This is a genomic window from Paenibacillus sp. SAFN-054 (genome assembly GCF_051966755.1).
Classification (GTDB): Bacteria; Bacillota; Bacilli; order Paenibacillales; family Paenibacillaceae; genus Paenibacillus_AQ.
Genome location: NZ_JBQCKS010000007.1, coordinates 69440 through 90848, shown reverse-complemented (window position 1 = coordinate 90848; position 21409 = coordinate 69440). Strand labels below are relative to the sequence as shown.

At 54.8% G+C, this 21409-nt stretch carries 17 protein-coding genes; 12 read left to right on the top strand and 5 right to left on the bottom strand.

Features of this window, described 5'->3' with window-relative positions; all coding sequences use genetic code 11:
• The first annotated feature begins 62 nt into the window (after window positions 1-62).
• Together ACTHPM_RS25040 and ACTHPM_RS25035 are read left to right on the top strand one after the other, a co-directional pair.
• Window positions 63-452, top strand: coding sequence for a tautomerase family protein (locus tag ACTHPM_RS25040; protein ID WP_440397898.1), 390 nt, complete (start codon window positions 63-65; stop codon window positions 450-452).
• A 93-nt stretch (window positions 453-545) separates the two neighbouring features.
• Window positions 546-1286 carry an SDR family NAD(P)-dependent oxidoreductase gene (locus tag ACTHPM_RS25035; protein ID WP_440397897.1) on the top strand — a complete coding sequence of 247 codons (741 nt, stop codon included), beginning with the start codon at window positions 546-548 and terminating at the stop codon, window positions 1284-1286.
• A gap of 88 nt (window positions 1287-1374) precedes the next feature.
• Here ACTHPM_RS25035 and ACTHPM_RS25030 read toward each other — a convergent pair whose 3' ends face one another.
• Complete coding sequence (locus ACTHPM_RS25030; RefSeq protein WP_440397896.1) at window positions 1375-2433, bottom strand: class I SAM-dependent methyltransferase; 1059 nt, start codon at window positions 2431-2433, stop codon at window positions 1375-1377.
• Between the two features lie 184 nt (window positions 2434-2617).
• Between ACTHPM_RS25030 and ACTHPM_RS25025 the strand changes: the two genes are divergently transcribed.
• Window positions 2618-2782, top strand: coding sequence for a DUF1328 domain-containing protein (locus ACTHPM_RS25025; RefSeq protein WP_440397895.1), 165 nt, complete (start codon window positions 2618-2620; stop codon window positions 2780-2782).
• A 149-nt stretch (window positions 2783-2931) separates the two neighbouring features.
• Window positions 2932-3069, top strand: coding sequence for a hypothetical protein (locus ACTHPM_RS25020; RefSeq protein ID WP_440397894.1), 138 nt, complete (start codon window positions 2932-2934; stop codon window positions 3067-3069).
• 10 nt (window positions 3070-3079) lie between these two features.
• Here the strand turns inward: ACTHPM_RS25020 and ACTHPM_RS25015 are convergent, their stop codons facing one another.
• A complete protein-coding gene (locus ACTHPM_RS25015; protein ID WP_440397893.1) occupies window positions 3080-4627 on the bottom strand; it encodes a response regulator transcription factor in 1548 nt (515 codons plus the stop codon).
• On the bottom strand, window positions 4624-6459 hold the full coding sequence (locus tag ACTHPM_RS25010; protein WP_440397892.1) for a sensor histidine kinase: 1836 nt from the start codon (window positions 6457-6459) through the stop codon (window positions 4624-4626). Before ACTHPM_RS25010 ends, ACTHPM_RS25015 begins: the two co-directional genes overlap by 4 nt.
• Window positions 6460-6681: 222 nt before the next feature.
• On the opposite strand from ACTHPM_RS25010, the gene ACTHPM_RS25005 reads away from it, so the two are divergent.
• From ACTHPM_RS25005 to ACTHPM_RS24985, 5 genes are all read left to right on the top strand, one after another.
• Window positions 6682-8025 carry an ABC transporter substrate-binding protein gene (locus tag ACTHPM_RS25005; RefSeq protein ID WP_440397891.1) on the top strand — a complete coding sequence of 448 codons (1344 nt, stop codon included), beginning with the start codon at window positions 6682-6684 and terminating at the stop codon, window positions 8023-8025.
• 107 nt (window positions 8026-8132) lie between these two features.
• Window positions 8133-9014, top strand: coding sequence for a carbohydrate ABC transporter permease (locus ACTHPM_RS25000; RefSeq protein WP_440397890.1), 882 nt, complete (start codon window positions 8133-8135; stop codon window positions 9012-9014).
• The gene (locus ACTHPM_RS24995; RefSeq protein ID WP_440397889.1) at window positions 9011-9850 is read left to right on the top strand and encodes a carbohydrate ABC transporter permease; all 840 of its coding nucleotides are present in this window, start codon (window positions 9011-9013) and stop codon (window positions 9848-9850) included. The genes ACTHPM_RS25000 and ACTHPM_RS24995 overlap by 4 nt, the downstream gene beginning before the upstream one ends.
• 52 nt (window positions 9851-9902) lie before the next feature.
• Window positions 9903-11228: a Gfo/Idh/MocA family protein gene (locus ACTHPM_RS24990; RefSeq protein WP_440397888.1), complete on the top strand. Its 1326-nt coding sequence runs from the start codon at window positions 9903-9905 to the stop codon at window positions 11226-11228.
• 3 nt (window positions 11229-11231) lie between these two features.
• The gene (locus ACTHPM_RS24985; protein WP_440397887.1) at window positions 11232-12569 is read left to right on the top strand and encodes an alpha-L-fucosidase; all 1338 of its coding nucleotides are present in this window, start codon (window positions 11232-11234) and stop codon (window positions 12567-12569) included.
• Between the two features lie 133 nt (window positions 12570-12702).
• Here ACTHPM_RS24985 and ACTHPM_RS24980 read toward each other — a convergent pair whose 3' ends face one another.
• Both ACTHPM_RS24980 and ACTHPM_RS24975 read right to left on the bottom strand, forming a co-directional pair.
• Complete coding sequence (locus ACTHPM_RS24980) at window positions 12703-14238, bottom strand: sulfatase family protein (RefSeq protein ID WP_440397886.1); 1536 nt, start codon at window positions 14236-14238, stop codon at window positions 12703-12705.
• Window positions 14239-14322: 84 nt separating this feature from the next.
• On the bottom strand, window positions 14323-15510 hold the full coding sequence (locus tag ACTHPM_RS24975) for a DUF418 domain-containing protein (protein ID WP_440397954.1): 1188 nt from the start codon (window positions 15508-15510) through the stop codon (window positions 14323-14325).
• 166 nt (window positions 15511-15676) lie between these two features.
• Between ACTHPM_RS24975 and ACTHPM_RS24970 the strand changes: the two genes are divergently transcribed.
• The 3 genes from ACTHPM_RS24970 (at window position 15677) to ACTHPM_RS24960 (ending at window position 21406) form a co-directional block, all read left to right on the top strand.
• Window positions 15677-16393, top strand: coding sequence for a response regulator transcription factor (locus ACTHPM_RS24970; protein ID WP_440397885.1), 717 nt, complete (start codon window positions 15677-15679; stop codon window positions 16391-16393).
• Complete coding sequence (locus tag ACTHPM_RS24965; protein ID WP_440397884.1) at window positions 16390-18144, top strand: sensor histidine kinase; 1755 nt, start codon at window positions 16390-16392, stop codon at window positions 18142-18144. Before ACTHPM_RS24970 ends, ACTHPM_RS24965 begins: the two co-directional genes overlap by 4 nt.
• 154 nt (window positions 18145-18298) lie before the next feature.
• Complete coding sequence (locus ACTHPM_RS24960) at window positions 18299-21406, top strand: hybrid sensor histidine kinase/response regulator (protein WP_440397883.1); 3108 nt, start codon at window positions 18299-18301, stop codon at window positions 21404-21406.
• Window positions 21407-21409: the final 3 nt, after the last annotated feature.

Below are 21409 nucleotides of genomic sequence, written 5' to 3'. Positions count from 1 at the left end.
ATCGTTATGCTCCGATACAATGGCATTATCATCAATTGAACACAGGAAAGGTGGCGGACAAGATGCCGTTTGTACGCGTTGATTTGCATGATGGAAAGACGGCGGAGGAGCTGGCGGTGCTCAGCCGCTCGATTCAACGGGCGATGGTCGAGACGATCGATGTGCCGGAGGACGATTATTTTCAGATCATTACGACGCATGCGCCGGGCGAGCTTATATACGATCGGCAGTACATGGGTATTGCCAGATCGGAGGGGCAGATTTTTATACAGATGACGATGAAGAAAGGGCGTTCCACCCGGCAGAAGCAGGCGCTGTTCGCCCGGATCGCGGAGCTGCTGCAAGAGAATGCGGGCGTAAGGCCGCAGGACGTCATGGTTATTTTGACGGAGAACACGCAGGACAACTGGTCGTTCGGCAATGGAATCGCGCAGCAGCTTGCGGAGGAGTGATACAAAACGGGTATCTGTCCGTCTTCATATCCCCTTACAGGCGTTGAGCAGAGTGCACAGGGATCAGAACAGGTTAAAGGAGAGGATTATAAGGTGGAGTTGCGTGGGAAAAGGGCGCTCGTTACGGGCGGAGGAACGGGAATCGGCAGAGCGGTGTCGCTGGCGCTCGCGGAGCGTGGAGCCGCGGTGGCCGTAAATTATTCAAGATCGGCGCAGGAAGCCGAAGAAACGGTGCGTATGATTCAAGGCAGGGGAGGACAGGCGCTTGCCGTGCAGGCTGACGTATCGCGCGAGCCGCAGGTGCTCTCCATGGTGGATACCGCTGCCCGCAAGTGGGGAGGCATTGATCTGCTGGTCAACAACGCCAGCGTGACCCGCCATATTGCGATGAGTGATCTGGAGTCGGTAACCGACGACGCTTGGGATGATCTGTTTCAAATTAACGTCAAGGGGATGTTTTACTGCGCCAGGGCCGCTGCGCCTTACATGAAACGGCAGCAGCAGGGGGCGATCGTCAACGTCGGCAGCATTGCGGGCATTACAGGCAAAGGCTCCTCGCTGCCTTATGCGGTTTCCAAAGCGGCTGTGCACGGACTGACCCGTTCCCTGGCCCAAGCGCTCGCCCCTCATATCCGCGTCAACTGCGTGGCGCCGGGCGCCGTGCTGACCCGGTGGTGGGAAGGGCGGGAGAAGCAGATGGAGCAGCTTGCCGGAAGTCTTTTGCTGGGAGAAGCAGCCGTGCCTGCGGATATCGCCCATATGATCTGCGCTGTTTTGGAACAAGAGGCACTGACCGGACAAATTATTACCGTCGATGCCGGACAGTCGCTTTAATGCGCAAATTTCAAAAGCTTACTCCATGATCAGGCCAATGATGAAGACTCATTCTTCAATCATTGGCCTTTTCTTTGCTGTCCTTACATCAACGCATTCTCGCCACGACGCCGTTATGCACCTTGATGTACCCATGCCTGCAAATGTCCATGCCATTCTCGTACATATACAGCCCCATCTGCTGTACTGTCATTAATTCGCGGTACGTATGATTCATGACATCGGCCATGATCTGATAGAACAGGCGGGATTTCAGCTGGTTTCTCGGCGTGGTCAGAATGGCGTAGCCGCCGGGCTTCAGGAAGCGCCGGTGCCAATCAACGACTTCAGGCTTGAGCTCATCGGGAAAATGCTCCAGCAGCCCGACGGAGAGGACGATATCGAATTCCCGGCCGTAGGGCAGCCTGCGAATGTCATCCACCACGTATTCAATGTTGAAATCATGCTTGTAATAGACCTGCGGAGCGCCCGTGCGCGGATTTTCACCGAGAAAAGGGTAGCCCTCCGGAAATTCCGCATAGCGGGTCGTACGGCAGTACTCGTCATAGTCCACCATGACCACCTCCGCACCGGGATACATGGCGGCAAGGTGCATCGCTTCATAGCCTTCGGCGGCTCCGAGGAACAGGATGCGCGGCTTCTGCACGTCCAGCCCCTCGAACAACGCGCGTTTGCCCCGGGGGTCCCAGACTCCGTCCTGAATGCGGTGGACGTAATTCCACAGGTGAATGCGGGCGACGTCTCCGATCCCTTCGCGGATTTGACGAAAGTTAAACGCTTTCAATCCGGCGAGGAATTCAGCCTTTTCCTTATCGATCTCGGCGGGCACGTCTTTTACGAACCATTGATGGAATGACAGGTTGAAATGCGTCCAGGCCGTATGGGCATCCATGGCGGTTCCGTGCTGCTGCTCCCAGGCTTTGCGGTCCTGGGCCACGCTCTTGACCTCATATGGCTTGCCGACATCCTTCCAGGATAACAGAGACCAGTCGTTCACCGGATTGAGGCGTATGAATTTCTGGTACTCGGGCAACCTGTGCAATCTCAGATCTACGCGGTAATTCGGCATGAGTTCGGTAAGCCCCATTTCCGCGGCCGTAAAGGGTGGTTCGCCGGTGACAACGGCACGTTCGGCATTGACATTCATGCATCATCCCTCCTTACGTTTACAATAAAGCGAAAGGGGAATACTTACAACAAAAATAGCGGGGCTCGATGGTTCATTTTAAGCGCCGCTTCCATTTGCAATTTTTTCAAATGAGGTTCAAGGAGCAGCAGAGCGGTTACAAGTAAGTATCAAACAATACGACGTTAAGAAAAGGGTGATTAATATGCTAGGATGGGCTATTCTGTTTTTGATTATCGCTGTCGTGGCGGGGATCTTCGGGTTCTTCGGAATCGTCTCGGCTGCCGTTGGCGTAGCGAAGGTATTGTTCTTCATCTTCCTGATTCTGTTCGTGATTTCGCTGATTTTCGGACGCGTCAGAAGACGATAACTTACCGGACAACCGGATAACGGTTGAATGAGAAAGGGCGGCTTCCCTCACGGGAGGCTGCCTTTTTTTTGCTTGTGATTTCGTATCGGCATGATAGGATGGAGCTATAAGTTCCCTTTATTTGTAAAAAAGAACGGGAGGCATGCTCGATGCAGGAATTCATCGGAAGCTGCCGCAGCTGCGGCAAAACGATTTATTGCGAGAACGGATTTTTGAACGGGACAGTGCAGGAAGATCAGACCTTGGAGTGCTTTGAATGCCAGGAACCGGAAGAGAATTCGGAATAGGCTTCCGGCTTTATTTCAAACCCTTAAACTCCGTAGGCGTTACGCCTGTCACCAGTTTGAACACTTTGCTGAAATAATACGGATTTTGATAACCGACCAAGGCCGCAATATCCTTGAACATCAGATTGGCCGGGTCCAGCAGCAGCTCCTTCGCCTTGTTAATCCTTAATTGGGTTAAATACTCAACCGGCGTCATGCCTTTATACTTTTTGAATTCGCGGCTCAGGTAGGAGACGTTCACACTGACCTCTTCGGCCATGCTCTGAACCGAAATTTCTTCGGTATAATGGGACTTCATGTAACGGTCCACCTTTTCCAGGATGCTGCGGATGTTAGGAATAGAAGAAGAGGAGCCTTCTGACCCGCTGAAGAACTTTTCGAACAAAAAGGACAGATTGCGCTGAAGTGACGGGTAATCCACCGATATTGCCATGATCTCTTCGAGCTCCAGCTTGAGCAGGTTGATGGACAGCTGCTCCTGCACATGCGAAGCTTTATGGGCCGTATGAATGATTCGCGAAAGGGTCTCAGCAAGTACAGACTGGGCGATCCGGGTGGACTCGCATAGCCGCAGTAACGAGCCGATTTCGGCAAAGAACGCTTCCTTTTTATGATGCTTGATCAGCGCAGCCAGCTTCTGTTCATCCACAGCTGGCTGCGGTGGATCACCGGCTGTTACATGCAAAGAGTGACGCTCCGCAAGAAGAACGTCCGAGAGACCGAAGGGAGCGTGTTTCTTCAGGATGGCCCGGGTGACCTGATATTCAAGCTTAAGTTCTTTAGGCTTCGAAACGCGCGTGCTGATGGCAATGGCAATAGGAACGCCCGAGCGTTCCAGCAGGGAAAGCAGCTGCGCAGCGGCAGGACCGGCATGAAAATCATGGGCGTCGCGGCTGCCCCAAACGACGATCATTTCATTCATAGCCTGTCCGTCCAGCACCCAGCAGCCATCCGGGTCAGAGCGAAGCTGGGCCAGCATGGAAGGCAGGTCATGCTCCAGCCAGAACGCCTGCAGCGGGCTCGCGAAATCGATCGCAAATTCGGTGAAAGGACCTGCGCAGATCAGCATCATTTCATAAAAGTCATAAGGCAGTTCCGTATGCTCCGGCTCCCCAGGCTGCAGAACGGAGCTTCTTCCGCGTACATAATGGGTGATCCTCCGCAGCTCGCGCGCATGACGGGTTGCGCTGGCCATGCGGATCACCTTGGCCAGCGTCTCGTCCATGGCCTGCCGGGTCACCGGTTTGACCAAATATTCGGTCACCCCGAGCTTCATGGCTTGCAGCGCATAGTTGAATTCGTTGTAGCCGCTAATGATGACGAATATCGTTTCAGGCAGCGCCGCTTTGATCTTGGCGATCAGCTCAAGCCCGTCCATGCCGGGCATCCGGATATCCGTGACGACGACGTCAGGCTTCAACCCGAACACGGCGTCCAGAGCCGCGATACCGTCCGTGGCCTGCCCGATGACCCTTACATCGGGGCTGTACGCTTCGATTTTCTTGACTAGACTGCGGAGGATCGGATGCTTATCCTCGGCAACAACGATTCGAATCATGTTATGACCTCCTCAGACGGTGCTTTGACTCCGAACGTAACCTTCAGGCCGGAGCCTTCCCCCTCGGCAAAATCCATATAAAATGCATTCCCGAAATGAATGGCGAGGCGCACATAGGTATTCACGACGCCCATTCCCGATACCTGCAGGTTGCTCAGCATGTTGCCATGCTCGGCGTTCCGGCGGTATTCCGCAAGCTTGGCCCGGATCCGTTCCCGCTCACTTGGATCCATGCCTGCTCCGTTATCCTCAATCACCATCTGCCAGTCCGAAGAGGAGACCCATGCGCCGCGAATGTGAATCCGCCATGGCGGCAGTGTTTTATCGAAGCCGTGGTTGATGCTGTTCTCCACGAACGGCTGCAGGCTCAGCCTCGGCATGGGAATGCTTAACATCGCTTCCGGCATATCGATGCGGTAGGTCAGACTATCGTCGTAGTGCAGCTTCACGAGCTCCAGATAATCTTCCGAATAGCGTACTTCTTCTCCGATCGTGGTCAAGCGGGAAGCGGAGGAAGCGGTGTACCGCATCATCTCGGATAACCGGTAACACATATCGGCGGCGGTGTCCGAATCCGTCTCCTCGCAGTGCGCGGCAATGACGTTCAGGGTGTTGAACAGGAAGTGCGGGTTGATCTGGGCCTGCAGCGCCGAGTAATGGGCCTCCATCTCCCGGATCCTTCCTTCGTATTCGGTGTTGATGGAATCCTTGAGCTTGTCGATCATGCGGTCGAAGGAGCGGCTCAGCAGTTTGAATTCGTTGTACTCGTTCCCTTCAAGAAGCGGCGTACCCGCGTGCAGATTGCTCAGGCTGACGCTGCGGACGGTCCGGGTGAGCTGCTTGAGCGGGCTTAGAAGCTTGCGGATGATGATGTAATAGACCAGGACGACGATCAGCAGAATAGCCAGGCTGACCGTAATGAGCAGCGTCCGATAGTTGTTCAGGTTTTTCAGGAAAAAGGTTTCGTCATCCGTAATGACGGTCGTCCAGCCGGTGTAAGCCGAGGTATAAGCGTTGTACAGCATGTCGTGGTCGCCCAGCCTCAGCTCGCCGGAAGGGGGACCGCCGCTTATAACGATGTCCGAGAGAGGCTTCGCCCTCTCCTGCCAATCGCTCTCCGGATCGGCCGAGTAGGGATAGATCAGCCGTCCGGCCTCGTCGAATAGCAGCACCTGCTTCATCGTGCCGTTCTTGTCCAGCGTACAGATTTCCTCCAGAGACTTGTAGGGCAGATCCAGCTGGATCAGTCCGAAATTGGAATCGTAAGGCGTGCTGAATTTGCGTACCACGGACACGACCGTCTCTGGTTTGGTCGACCAGTAATCGGGATGGGCCGGCAGGGCGGCGAAAAGTTTGTTTTTGCGAAACACCTGATCCATGGAGGCAGGGGACGAGTAGGGCAGGGGAACATGCTTGACGAGGTTCTCGTCCCGGATGTAGGAGAAAAAGATGTTCCGGTCCGGCACGAAAATGATCACTTTGAACAGGTCGCTGACGACATTGTAGATCGAGCTGAGGTTATGTATGAGCTTGGACTGTGCAACAAGCAGGTCCGTCGAGCCAAGGCCGGGGTTATTGTTCATCTCCTGCATCGTTTCCGAGTTTTGCTGGTTGTATGTGAAGCCGAGCGCGGCATAATCGAGCTGCTTGTACATCATGTCGATCTGGTCGGAAATTTTCTGGGTGGCGGGCGCAAGGCTGGTCTGCTCGGTATGAACCAGGGTGGATTTCATGTACATATACAGATACACCGCGAAAGAGACCAGAATGACGATGAACAAACCGATAAAAATCATAAAGATTTTATTTTGAAAACCCAGCTTGCTGAACATGTCCGCATCTCCCTCTTCAAGGCATTTCCGGTTTCAAGGCCTAATTGTAACGGGGAGGCGGAACTTGTTCAAGTGGATTTTTGCAAACGCCTTCAGTCAAAAAAGTATAAACGAACAAGTCAAATTAGCCCATTTAGGAGAAAAGGCAATGTCAGTATACTGGAGCTACCGGAACGGAAGGATGATCCGGCACCGAAGCGAAAGAAACGAGGGGGATTTGGGATGAAAACAGCTGCACAAAGGCTGCTGTCGGTCATGATGGCATTCACGCTCATGCTCACGCTGGCCGCCTGCGGAAGCGGTAACAATGCGGAAGTGAAGGAAGAGGGAAGTCAGTCGGCATCTTCGGGCAATAAGGCGGAGACGAAGGAACCTGCGCATGAACCCGTCACGCTGAGCTATATGGCCGTAACCAGCCAGCTCAATTACGGCGGAATCAAGGATCTGATTGCGAATTGGGAGAAACAGACCGGCAACAAGGTGGATATCCAGGCGATCCAGGATGACCAGTACGACAACCTCGTCAAGGCCAAGCTGGCGGGCGGCGGCGACATCGACGTTTTCTACGGACAGTACCAGAAGTACGACGTGCCGAATCAGCTGCTCGAAATCAGCGGGGAAGGATTCGAATCGCGGCTGAACGACGTGGCGCTTCAGTCCATGAAATATTCGGACGGCAAAATCTACGCGTTCCCTTCACCGGCTCCGCTCGGCACGTGGGGCGTCTTTTACAACAAGAAAGTGTTTAACGACCTCGGACTTACCGTACCGAAAACGATGGATGACCTGAACAAGGTGCTTGCCGCAATTAAGGATAAAGGCATCAACCCGCTCTACTTCTCGGCCAAAGACGGATGGACCATGCTTCAGCACCGGAATGCGGTGAACGGCATCGTCAGCGGAGCCGACCCGGCGGTATGGGACAAGCTGAACAAAAACGAAGTGCAGTGGAAGGACATCCCGGAATTCGTGTATCAATACAAGCAGGTCGAGGACTGGGTGAAAAAGGGTTACATCAACAAGGACCTGGCGACGGCGACCTATGATCAGCAGCAGCAGGCCCTCGTTGACGGCAAAACGGCAATGGTCGTGCACGGCTCCTTCATCGAAGCGGAGCTGCTGAAGAAAAAGCCTGACGCCGACATCGGATTTTTCCCGCTGCCGAACCAGGACGGATCGCAGAAAATTGCCCTGAGCGGCGCAACCCAGATTTTCATTGCCAAGAACAGCAAGCATCCCGAGGAAGCAAAGGCTCTGCTGCGCTACTTGTCAGATAAAGAGCAGGTCCAATCCTATCTCGAGAAATCCCCGGGCATCAGCGCGTTCAAGGACGTGGACGTGGCTGACAAGCTTTCTCCGGCTGCCAAGGAAATTCAGGAGCTCGTCAATCAAGGCAGCATTGCCAGACACGGAGATGACGCATACGTCGTGCCGATGCCGTATGACGATTTGGTCGCAGCCTATCTGGAACTGCTGATCGGCCGAATCTCAGCGGACGACTTTGTGAAGAAGCATGGGGACATGTACGTGAAGAACGGCAAAATCGCCAAAATTCCGGGCTTCTGATGTAGGAAGCACGTTCAGACACAAGTGAAGCATGCCCGCCGCCAAAGCCTCCGGCCTGATGGGGCGGGCATTGCTTTTGAAGGACAACAGGGTAGGAGGAGAGAGCCGTGAAGCGTTCATATACAAATAAGCATTATCCCGTCGTTTTTTTGGTCCCCATACTGCTGATTTTTACCGTTTTTTATTTGTCTCCGGCATTGCTCGGACTGCTGTATTCCGTAACGGATGCCAGTATTACGACCTCCGGTATTCGTTTCGTGGGGCTGGAAAACTACAAGCTGGTATTCAGCGAGGGCAGCGCGTTCGTCACGTCGATCTGGAACCAGTTCAAGTTCGCTTTTTTCGATTCTTTCGGCAAAACCATTCTGGGCCTGTTGATTGCGGTCCTTTTAAACCGGAAATTCAAAGGCAATCACTTGCTGCGGGCGCTGGTCTATATGCCGATTATGTTCGGCACGATCGTTGTGGGGATTGTTTTTAATTATATTTTGAGCTACGAGGGCTTTTTCAACGGGATGCTGAAATCGGCAGGGCTCGGCGGACTTGCGAGGGACTGGCTGGGCGATTTCGATCTGGCGCTGTATTCGGTCATCGCGGTGGATGTTTGGGTCGGCGTCGGCTGGTCGGTGCTGCTGATTTTGGCTGCGCTGCAGTCTGTCCCCAAGGAGATCATGGAGTGCGCGGAGATCGACGGAGCCGGGCCGGTTAGGCGCTTCTTCAGCATGACGCTGCCTTTTATTCTGCATGCGGTGAATCTTAGCTTCCTGCTGTCGGTTATTTCCGGCCTGAAGGCGTTCGAGATTATTTATGCCATGACGGGCGGCGGTCCCGGCCATGCGACGGAAGTGATGACGACCTTTCTTGCCAAGTCGATGTCTTCCGGTTCCATCGGTTATCCTGCGGCCATCAGCGTGTGTCAGTTCATTATCATTACGGTGGTTGCACTGACGATCAATCATTTTGCATCGAAGAGGGAGATGGAAGCATGACGACCACAGGCAAGCTTCGGAGAGCCGTTCCGAAAAAAATTCCGCTGTATCTGGGCGCGTTGCTCCTGTTTCTCATATACGCCGTTCCGCTGCTGCTCATTCTGATCAATTCCGTGAAAAGCGAAGCGGAATCCAGCATCATGAATTTCCGGCTGCCGAGCGAATTCCGCTTCGACAATTATTGGACGGTCCTGCAGCAGGGGCAGGTGATTCGGGGATTTTTTAACGGCATGTTCATTTCCGCCACGGTCACGCTCCTGACGATTCTGCTCTGCTCGATTTCGGCGTTCATCATACAGCGGAACCGGACCCGGTTCACGGCGTTTACCTACCAATACCTGCTGGCGGGCATGATTGCCCCGTTCTCGTTCATTCCGGCGATCAAGCTGCTTCAGCTGCTGCACATGGGCAACAACTATTCGGGACTCATCATGGTCGATCTGGCCGGACAGATTCCGTTTACGATTTTGCTCTACACAGGATTTGCCAAAGGCATTCCGCGCGAGCTCGACGAGGCCTCGATCATGGATGGCTGCGGCCCGGTCCGGTTGTTTTACCAAATCATCTTCCCGCTGCTGAAGCCGGTGATATCCGCGAACATCGTGCTGACGTTCACGGCGATCTGGAATGATTTCGGGAACGTGCTATACCTGGTGCCGAAGTCAAGCATGTGGACGATGCCGATGAGCGTATTCAACTTCCAGGGCTTCCACACTTACAACTACGGCCTGGTGTGCGCTTTTATCGTGATTGCGCTGCTGCCCGTACTCGTCATTTATATCGCCGGACAAAAGTTCATCATCTCGGGCATGACAGCCGGCGCGGTAAAAGGATAATTCAAGTAATTCTCATAACAAGAGTTTATCAACATGGAAAGCAGGGATACGCATGGAACCAATCAAGGCGGTTTTGATCGGAGCGGGACAGCGCGGGATGGATGTGTATGCCGCATATGCGCTGGAGAATCCCGGAGAGATTCGCTTCGTCGGCGTTTGCGAGCCGGATGAACAGCGGAGACGGGAGTTTATGCAGCTGCACGGCATCGAGGAGCGTATGGGCTTCTCCGGCTGGGAGGCATTTTTGGACGGCAGGACGGAAGCGGACGCTGTATTGATCTGTACGCAGGATCAAATGCATTTCGAGCCGGCGCGAAAGGCGATAGCGCTCGGGTATCACGTGCTGCTGGAGAAGCCGATGGCCGTGGACCCGGCGGAATGCATGCAGCTGGGGGACATGGCGGAAGCAGCCGGAAATGTCTTCTCCATCTGCCATGTGCTGAGATATACGCCTTTTTTTCATAGGCTGAAACAGCTGCTGGAGCAGGGGCGGATCGGCCAGCTCATTTCGATTCAGCATAACGAGAACGTCGGTTTTTGGCATCAGGCGCACAGCTTCGTCCGCGGGCATTGGCGCCGAGCCGACATGTCGAGCCCGATGATCGTGGCCAAATGCTGTCATGACATGGATATGCTGCTGTGGCTGGCGGATGCAGACTGCCTGCGCGTGTCGTCCTTCGGTTCGCTGACGCATTTCCGGGAGGAGCAAGCGCCGCTTGGCGCGCCGCTGCGCTGCCTGGACGGATGCCCTGTACAGGAGGAATGTCCGTATTATGCGCCGAGGGTATACTTGGGCACGGACAACTGGCATGGGAGTGTATTCCGCTCCGTCGTGAGCCGGGAGAAGGACGCTGCATCCGTGATGCGTGCGTTGTACGACGGGCCTTACGGCCGCTGTGTGTACCGCTGCGATAACGACGTGGTCGATCACCAGGTCGTCAACCTGGAGTTTGCGAACGGCGTGACCGCGGCATTCACGATGTCGGCCTTCACGCCGGACTGTACCCGCACGATCAAGCTCATGGGATCGCTCGGCGAAATCCGCGGGGCCGTCGAGAAGAACGAAATCGAGCTGACCAGCTTCGTGACGGGAACCCGCGAGACGATCCGCTTCAATCCGTCTGCAGGCGGGCACAGCGGGGGAGATGAAGGGATCATGCGTGATTTCGTCAAGCAGGTCCGCGCAGGGCGGCAGGGAAGCAGCAGAACATCGGCCGAGGTCTCTGTCCAGAGCCATCTGATCGCCTTCGCTGCGGAAGCGTCCCGGCTGCGGAATCAGGTGATCGAGCTGAAGGATTTCCAGGAGAGGCTACGGCATTACGATTATAAGAACATACTGGCAGAGACAGCCAAAGAAACCACCCCAAAGGAGGCATAAAGCATGCATACGGCAGAACACGCGGCGGAACAGGAGAAAGAACAGATATGGAGGAGAACGGAGTGGTTCCGGCAGGACCGCTTCGGCATGTTCATCCATTGGGGATTGTACGCGATTCCCGCGCGGGGCGAGTGGGTCCAGAGCGCCGAGAGAATCAGCGCCGAAGCATACCGGGAGTACTTTGACGCATTTAATCCGGAGCATTTTGAACCGGCCGATTGGGCCAGGGCGGCGAAGCAGGCAGGAATGAAATATGCGGTGCTGACTGCGAAGCACCATGACGGCTTCTGCCTTTTCGACAGCAAGCTGACCGACTACACCTCGGTGCATTCGCCTTGCGGACGCGATATGGTCAGGGAATTCGTCGAAGCCTTCCGGGCCGAAGGGCTTCGGGTAGGGCTCTATTATTCGCTGCTGGATTGGCATCATCCCGACTATCCGGCTTATGGGGACGCCCATCATCCTCAGCGCGACGATCCGGCTTATTCACGCGATCCGCAAGCGTTCGACCGCTACGTGGAGTACATGCATGGCCAAATCCGCGAGCTGCTGACGAATTACGGCACCATCGATATCATGTGGTTCGATTTTTCCTATGGCGAGATGACCGCGGACAAATGGAAGGCGGCGGAGCTGATGCGGATGGTACGCGAGCTCGCGCCAGACCTCATCGTCGACAACCGGCTGGATGCGAGCGGGGAGCATGGCGGAAGCATCATGACCGGATATCCGCTCAGCTATTCGGGGGATTTCGCTTCGCCGGAGCAGATCATCCCGCCGGAAGGCGTCATTGACGCGTTGGGCTTCCCGATTCCATGGGAGGCGTGCATCACGCTGAACAACAACTGGGGCTACCACGCCGGGGATCAGGAGTACAAATCCGCCGCGCTCGTCATTCGCAAGCTGGTCGAATGCGTCAGCAAGGGAGGCAATCTCCTGCTGAACGTTGGCCCGAACGCCCGCGGTGAAATTCCGGAAGCCTCGCTCCGGATACTGGACGAGATCGGGGAATGGATGCGGCTGAACGGCGACAGCATATACGGCTGCGGCCGGGCCGGGCTAGCGAAGCCGGAGTGGGGCCGGTACACAGCGGGGAAGGGGAACGTCCTGTACGCGCATTTGATGGAGCAAGCCATCGGGCCGGTTAACTTATGCGGGCTTGCCGGCAAGGTCCGCCGCCCGGTGCTGCTGCGGGACGGGGCGGAGGTCAAGCTCGTGGATTCCTGGAACACCAAGAGCTACCCGGAGGATGCCTTCATCAATTTCGGCGCGGTCGACTGGTTCACCTATCCGCTCGCCGACCCGCGCGATACGGTGATCAAGCTGGAGATCGTGGATTAGAGTAGTCAGTGAACCGGTTTAAAGTCAATTCAAACATATTCTAATCAAAAGCCCTCAAACACATCGTCATCGGATGCGCTTGAGGGCTTCTTGTTACTTGCACCGGCAGCAAACTTCAATGCCGGTGAGGCGGCTAAGCCCCCGACACCCGCGGCATCGGCATCGATTCCTTGCCGAGCTCGGCCCATATGTATTTCAGCATCAGCTCGGACTTCAAGGATGCATATGCGGGGTCGTTCCATAAGTTGTTGAATTCCTGCGGATCTTCCTGCAAATCGAAGATTTCCCCGTACGTTTGGTTATAGTAAACGGTGATCTTGTACCGTTCGTCCACATAAGTTTTCTGATGAATCGTCGTCGGTTCGTGATGGAATTCGCAGATGGCATGGTCCCTTGCTTGCTGCGCTTCCCCGAGCCATACCTTGCGCTGATCCAGGCCCGTCATGGCATGCGGGATAGGAATGTCGCAGAATGACAGGAACGTAGGGGCCAAATCTACCAAGGATTGAATGGCTCCGGATATGTTTCCTGCGGGCACATGTCCAGGATAACGGACGATGAACGGCAGCTTGATCAAATCCTCGTAATGGAAGCCGCCTTTGGCCTGCAGCCCGTGCTGGCCGAAGAAATGGCCGTGGTCGGTCGTGAAGACGACGACGGTATTGTCCGCCATGCCAAGCGCCTCCAGCTTATCGAGGATGTGGCCGATATAATGGTCCATCATGCTGATCATGCCGTAATAGGTAGCCATTTGCTTTCTTTTATGCTCGTCGGTGAGCCGGTGGTTTTTGCCGTACCCATAAAAGTTGTGAGAGTTGTAGCCATGGATTCCGTAGCCGCTCTCCTTCCAGGGGGAGAAATCCGGATGATCCTCCTGGGTCAGTTTAAAATGGGGAGGGTTTTTGTCATGCTCGCCCTCCATCCCGACCGGAAGGGTTAAGCTGTCCGGATCGTACATCGTATCCCAAGGCGCTGGAACAAGATACTCCGGATGGGGATCGAAGAAGCTGGACCAGAGGAAAAAGCTCTCCCCGTCTTCCTGATACTGTTCCAGCATGGCGTTCGTGCGTTCCGCGATCCACGTATTATAATGGTAGTCCTCCGGAATGGGCCAGGAATAGGCAATGCCCGGATCCATCGTTCCGGTCGGAGCCAGGAAATAATCCCTCCAGTTCGCGCAGCCCTTTTCCTCCATCCACAAGGCGTAATGCTGACCGACATGGGCTTCATTCGTATGATTGCGGGCAAGCTCCACATGATCGAATCCATAAAAAGGCCCCTCGAACTGCTTCCAATAGGACTCGTCCTGCAGAATGGGATAGGACTCAAGGGAAGGATAATCTTCCGTAGATTGCAGCTGCTGAAAATGCGCCTTGCCGATCAGTCCCGTCCGGTACCCGGCTTTTTGAAAGTCCTCACCTACGGTATGCCGGTCCTCGAGCAGCTTGGTTCCCAGCGTCCAGGCTCCATGCTGGCTCGGATACAATCCCGTAATGATCGATGCCCGGCTCGGGGTGCAGGTCGGATTCGGACAGTACGCCCGGTTGAATGTGGTTCCTTCCCGAACCAGCCGGTCCAGATTCGGTGTGTGGATCTCGCTGTTGAATGCTCCTACCGTATTCCAATGCTGTTGATCGCTCGTGATCAACAAAATATTCGGTTTCTTCATGCGGACGATCGCCTCCTGCATCTCATTGTACTGATTTCCGCCAGGGAGGAGAATGGCATGAGGTAAGCTCCATTTAACATTTTGTCAGGTAAGGGCCTCTTCGATCCCGGCAGTGGGCTTTGGCTTCTTTCGCTTGGGTTTGCCGCTTAACGAAAAATTCGTCCACATGCGCAGGATTCGCTCCACGGGTCCGGAACGGAAGTGCTTGAGGTACCAGCCGCTGGCAAAAAGCTGAGCGGCGTAAATCACGAGAGCCAGTCCGCAGCCGGCGATCACGCCGATTTTGCCGAACCATCCGAGCCCATAGCCGTAAAAGCAGGTCGTGCAGATGACGGTTTGCATCAGGTAGTTGGTCAGCGACAGCCGTCCGACGGCTTCGAAACGCTCCAGCCAGTTTGAAGGAGCAAAGCGGGCATACAGCAGGGCAAAGGCCATGATATAACCCACCGAGAGCAGGCTGCCACCGAGCATCTCGCCCATTCCCGCGCCGATCGCGCCGGGGTAGAACATGCCGAACGATTTGAGTCCAATCCCCAGCGGGAGAAATATCAGCATCCCTTTGCGGTACATCCGCCGTTCTTGCGGCGGCTCCGTAAACCACTGCTTTTTGGCCGCATACATGCCAAGCAGGAAGAGAGGAGCAGTAAGAATCGGGGAAATCACCAGCATGAGAATGATGAGGACAGGATTGTCCCCAAGCGGGTTCGCCGTATTCCGGTCATGCTTGATTTCGTCGTAAGATCCCTCCGCATATAGCGGGATCGTCGTCTTCACGTAGCTTTCGATGCGTTGGTTCATGGCCTGCGTGTCCGGGTCCGCCGGACTTTCCGGTATGAGTCCGATCAGTCCCGTTAATGACATCAGCAGGATGCACCAGACCAGCAGCGTCTTTGCCTTCCGGTTCATGAAGATCAGCAGCAGGAAGCCGAACATGCCGTAAAACATTAAAATATCCCCATCCCAAAGGAAGGTACTGTGCAGAAGCCCAAGGGCAATCAATAACAAGAACCGCCTCACCAAGGGCCAGCCCGCCTTACGCCCCTTGGCGTTCATGCTCTCCTTCATTTTGATCATGCTGTAGCCGAACACGAACGTGAAGATCGGCATGAAGCTGCCTTCGATCAGCAATTTCACGATATGATGCGCCGCCGTTTCCGCGGCCGGGACATGAAACAGGTCCATTTCGTCTTTTCCGAACATTCCATACTGGAAAATCAGCATGTTGGCAAGCAGTATGCCAAGGAGGCTAAGCCCCCGCAAACCGTCGATCATCCGGATTCTTTTATAAGTTGTCACTTCCTATCACCTCAAGTCAAAAGTGTATCACCCGGGACTTACGTGCTGATAAACGGCATCTTAACGTTTGCTGAAGGATCCATGGATTTGTTTAGCTCGAATTAAGATGCATTTGCTACAATGTCTTGGAGGTGGTGTTCGTATGTACAACGCAAAAATACTGCTGGTGGACGATGAGCGGTCCATCGTGCAGCTGATCGAAATGGTGCTCCGCAAGGAGGGATTCCGCCATATTTATTCCGCTTATAATGGAAAAGAAGCGCTGGAGATCGTCTCCGGCCAAGCCATAGATATCATCCTGCTGGATGTCATGCTGCCTGACCAGACCGGGTTTGAGCTTTGCCCGAGAATTCGTCAGCACTCCGATGCCCATATCATCTATTTGACCGCCAGAACCTCGGACCTGGATGTGCTTACCGGGTTCGCTACCGGCGGCGACGATTATGTGACCAAGCCCTTTAACCCGCTGGAGATCGCAGCCAGGATCAAGGCCAGACTCCGAAGAGGGGGGACGGCGCCCGTAACCGTGCGTCTCGAGGATAACCGGAGCCGTTACGATTTCGGACGGTTCGTGCTGGACGAATTTGCGGGCACGCTGACGGTGGAGGGAAACGAAGTTCCTTGTCCGGCGCAGGCATACCAGCTTCTCCTCTTCTTGTGCAAGCATCCCGGCATCGTCTTTTCCAAATCCCAGCTGTACGAGGAAGTGTGGGGAATCGACGGCATCGGCGACGATAACACGGTGATGGTGCATATCCGCAAAATCCGCGAGCGGATCGAAGCGGACCCGGGAGAACCGAAATACCTGCTGACCGTACGCGGTCTCGGCTATAAGCTGTTGAAGGAGCCGCAGGCATGAGGCGTATCCGCACGCGTTTGACGCTTCATTTTACATATCAGGTACTGCTGCTATGGGTCATGATCTTGCTGACGCTCGTCATCCTGCTGCTGGTGTTGATCAGCTATCTGGTCAACCAGGATTTGAAGCGGACCTTCTCGACGAGCGCCTTGGAGGGCATTCAGACAGAAACCTTCGTCGAAGACGATACGGTGAAGATGAATGGCCGCTGGGGTGATTTGCTCAAGGAACGGGGATATTGGCTGCAGCTGATCGATGCTTCCGGGAAGGTCATCTATTCTGTGAATACGACTAACGATCTCGAGACGGCCTACAATGCCGCCGAGCTGCTGAACATTCAGGAAACGCGGCGCCTCGGGCCTTATCAGGTCGTATCGATGCTGGATACCGATAATACAAAGCCGGTTTTGTATATGATGGGCAAGCAGGACGAGGGGACCCAGCGGCTTGAGACGTGGTTTGATCAGTACGGTCACGGCGGCCGCATTCGTGAAGACGTTTTGCCTGAGCTGGCTGCCATGCTTGAAGGAGAGGGGGACTACCTGCAGGTTGTGGACCGATCCGGAGTTGTTCTGCAGACGATCGTTTCCCCTGGGGAAAAAGGGGATGGCAAGAAGGCGTATCAGCCTCTCGAACTGGTCTCTATGCGGGCGGAGCCGGGCAAGTACCCGATGGACCTGTCGATTTATTACGATGAGGCTTCCGGCAATACCTGGCTGCTTCATCAGGGTAAGCCCGATGAGGTGTATGTCAAGCAGACCCTTTTTCATGATTTTATCGTCATGCTTATCATCATCGGGGCGGCAGTCATGGTGTTCACGCTGGTGATTTCGATCTGGCACGGATACCGGTACGGGCAGCCGCTCATGCTGTTTGCCAACTGGTTCGAACGGATGAGCCAAGGCAGGTACAGCGAAGCGCTGACCGAGAAGGAGCGCAAAAGGGTATTCCGGCGCAACGGCAAAATCCGTCATCGATACCGGCTCTACAAGGAAGTGATCGCCGGCTTTTACGACATGGCCACCAAGCTCGACGCCTCGCAGCGGGAACGAAAAATGCTGGAGCAGACGAGGGAGGAATGGATGACGGGCATTTCCCATGATTTGCGTACACCGCTGTCGACCATTCAAGGCTACGGGCATCTGCTGGAAAGCGGTCAGTTTACGTGGAATGAAACCGAGCTGAAGGAAATGGGTAAAATGATCCGCGAAAAGGGAGACTTCATGCTGGAGCTCCTTCAGGACTTTTCATTGACCTTTCAGCTGAAAAATAAAGCCATCCGGTTTCCGCTGGAGCCGGTGGAGCTCAATGAATTCGCCCGCCGTTCGGTGCTCAGATACGTGAACGATGCGACGATCCCTTCCGCCTCCTTCTCTTTTGAGGAATGGCCGGAGGACCTGACCATCATGGCGAACCTCAAATGGTTCCAGCGCATGCTCGACAATATCATTACCAACGCCGTCAAGCATAATCCCGAGGGGACGGAGATAACGGTTCGCAATCAAGTCAGTGATGGATACGCGCAAACAACCGTCTCCGACAACGGGAAGGGCATGGATGAAGAAACCAGGGGCAACCTCTTTGAACGTTATTACCGCGGGACGAACACGGATGAAACGACCGACGGAGCCGGACTCGGCATGAGCATTGCCCATGCGATCGTGATTGCTCACCAAGGCCGGATTTGGGTTGAATCCGAGCCTTCCCGCGGGACAACGGTATACATAGAGCTTCCGCTCGTTACCGGATAAAGACCCCTTTATGGGGTCTTTTGGCCGTCCTCCGAATGCATCAGCCCAACTTCTTGTTGACAAGCACAGGGTTCCATTATATAACAGCTAATGCTTACCACTTTATGATGCGAAACATTCATGAGATAAACGGCTTAATTAAAGGGGTTAATATATGAGAAAACAAGGCCTGCTCATCTTGATGGGAATTTTCCTCGTGATCATCGTGCCGATCTATGTCATCACCCGGTGGGTCCTTGATTTTGGTGAGGAGCCGGATGCGATCCAAGGCCAAATGGATCTGAGCGCCTGGGACTTTGCGCAAAACGGAACCGTTCAGCTGACAGGGGAATGGGAATTTTACCGCAGTCAACTGCTGACTCCCGAGGATTTTCATCCGTCCGTCCCATCCGCCGCGGCGCCCCTTCCGCAAATGACGGATATGGTCACCCTGCCGGGAAGCTGGAATGACTATATCAGTGAAGACCGGCGGAGTACCGCTGTAGGGTATGCCACGTTTCGCCTGCGGATCCATCTGAAAGACGGGAAGGATGCGATTTACGGCATCCGTTCCGGCAATATTCGGACAGCCAACCGGATATTCGTGAACGGGCAGGAGGCGGGTGCAAGCGGAAAGCCGGGCGCAAGCGCCGGCCAAGAAGAGCCCGACAACATCCCGTATGCCGGTTTTGCGAGCGTGACCGGCCATGAGGCGGAAATCATCGTCCAGGTTTCGAATCATTCCTACGCTGCAGGAGGCATTTTCGCTCCGATCGTGTTCGGTGACAAGGCATCGATCATGAAGAGCCGGGAGCTGGATATGTTCGTGGATTTAATGTCCGGTGCGGGCTTTTTGATTCCGGCGCTTTACCTTCTCGCATTGTACAGGCTCCACAAGAAAGAGCCTTCCATGCTGCATCTCGGGCTTTTTTGCCTGTCTGCCCTGGTATATGTATTGATGCACGGGGAAAAGCTGCTGGGCAACCTATGGTCCTCTATGGATTACGAATGGTTTCTGAAAACGCAGTTGTTCTCTTCGGCGTTTATTTATTTCTTTCTGCTCCGGTATGTCGCTTTAGCGGTGCAGGGGAGCATCCCGCGGCTGGTTTTGCGGATCTGCGACGCGGCTACGCTGGTTGCTGTCATCATGGCTATTTTCCTTCCGCCGCTTATTTTTTCTAAAATAGGCCCGCTTCTCATTGTGTACTCGCTGACAGTCGTCAGCTATATCATATTCGCCATGATCAGGGGAATGAAGAGGCAGTCCGAGGATGCGGGACTGATGCTGATCGGAATGCTGAGCATCATCGTCGTCATCGTGGTGAACGTCCTTTCCCTGACGGGTCTGTATACGAGTCTCAATCTTGTGCCGTACGAAATGATTCTGTTCGTCCTCACCCAGGCGGTGCTGCTGTCGCGCCGTTTCTCCCGGGCGTTCGCGGAGGTGGAGGCGCTGTCGCATAAGCTGCAGACGCTGGACGGCCTGAAAGACGAATTCATGGCCAATACCTCGCATGAGCTTCGGACGCCGCTGCACGGAATCGTGAATATCGCCCAATCGTTGGTGGAGGGCGCCTCGGGACAGCTGAACCGGAAGCAGGCCAAGGATCTGTCCATGATTGTGGCCACAGGAAGGCGTTTATCCGTTCTGATTAACGATATCCTGGACTTCAGCAAGCTGAAAAACGGAGAAATTCAGCTTCACCGTCAACCGGTGGATCTCAAAGCCGTCACCCAATCGGTGATGGAAATTACACTGCATGCCGCCGGGAACAAGCCGATCCGTTTCGAGGAACGATGGCCGGAGCATCTGCCCATGCTGGACATGGATGAAGAGCGTCTGCGGCAAATTTTATACAATCTGCTTGGAAACGCTGTGAAATTCACCTCTGCTGGCGTTGTACGCATTGAGGCGAAGAAGCTGGGCAGCGGGGATCTGGTTCAAATCTCGGTAACGGACACCGGAATCGGCATAGCCCGGGACCGCCTGCAGGACATATTCAAGTCCTACGAACAGATTGGCGCCTCGGCGGAGCGGGAATACAGCGGTACCGGGCTTGGCCTCAGCATATCGAAGAAACTCGTAGAACTCGGAGGCGGAATCATATGGGCGGAATCCGAGCCCGGCAGCGGATCCTCATTCCATTTCACGCTTCCGGCCGCCCATCAGCAGGGTGCAGCGGAGACCGATGCGGCGGTAACCTTTCAGCCGGAAACGGCCGATAATAAAGGAGAAGAGGAGCGTCTTGGACCGGATATTCAGATGAAGGAACCAGGCTCGACCGTGCTTCTGGTGGATGATGACCCGGTCAATTTGCAGGCACTGCGGGGACTGCTGTCCGTGGAGAACTGCAGGCTGATCCCGGTGGATAATGGGGCGGATGCACTGGAACAGATCCGTACCGGGCAATCGATCGATTTGGTCATCACAGACTGGATGATGCCAGGCATGTCGGGCATTGAGCTATGCCGAGCTGTCAGAGAGAAATTTTCGCCGATTGAGATGCCCGTTCTTATTCTGACGGCCCGGGGGCTGCCGGAGGATGTGCGGATCGGCCTCCAAGCGGGAGCCAACGATTTTCTGCGCAAACCGGTGGATGCCGACGAGCTGCGGGCGAGGGTACGGAATTTGATCGAGCTGCGCAAATCGGTGCGCCGCACGATTTCGGCGGAGATGGCCTTTTTGCAGGCACAGATCAAGCCGCATTTTTTGTTCAACGCGTTAAATACGATCATTTCGCTGCTTCCTGTTGATCCGGACAAAACGACGGGCTTGCTCCTTGAACTCAGCCATTATTTGCGCGGCAGCTTCGATTTCCAGAACAGGGAACAGCTCACGACCCTTTATAAGGAGCTGGCTCTGGTTCATTCCTATCTCGCTTTGGAAAAGGCACGCTTTGAAGACCGGCTGGAGATCGTCTATGAGGTGGAAGCCGAAATGGGCGGATTGATTCCTCCGCTGAGCATTCAGCCGGTAGTCGAGAATGCCGTGCGCCACGGCCTTATGCAGCGGGAAGCAGGCGGGTGCGTCACGATACGGATACAGGAAGAGCAAGATAAAATATGCATTACGGTGACAGATAACGGCGTCGGCATGGACCCGGAGCGGGCTGAGCAGCTGCTCGCGGCGGACCGGCCCGAAAGCGGCGTCGGCTTAAGGAATATTCACACGAGGCTGCTGACATTGTACGGAAAAGGCTTGAACATGGACAGCAGTCCGGGCAGGGGAACGACGGTTTCCTTTGAAGTACCGAAAGGAAGGATTACAGGAATCTCATCTTGAAAG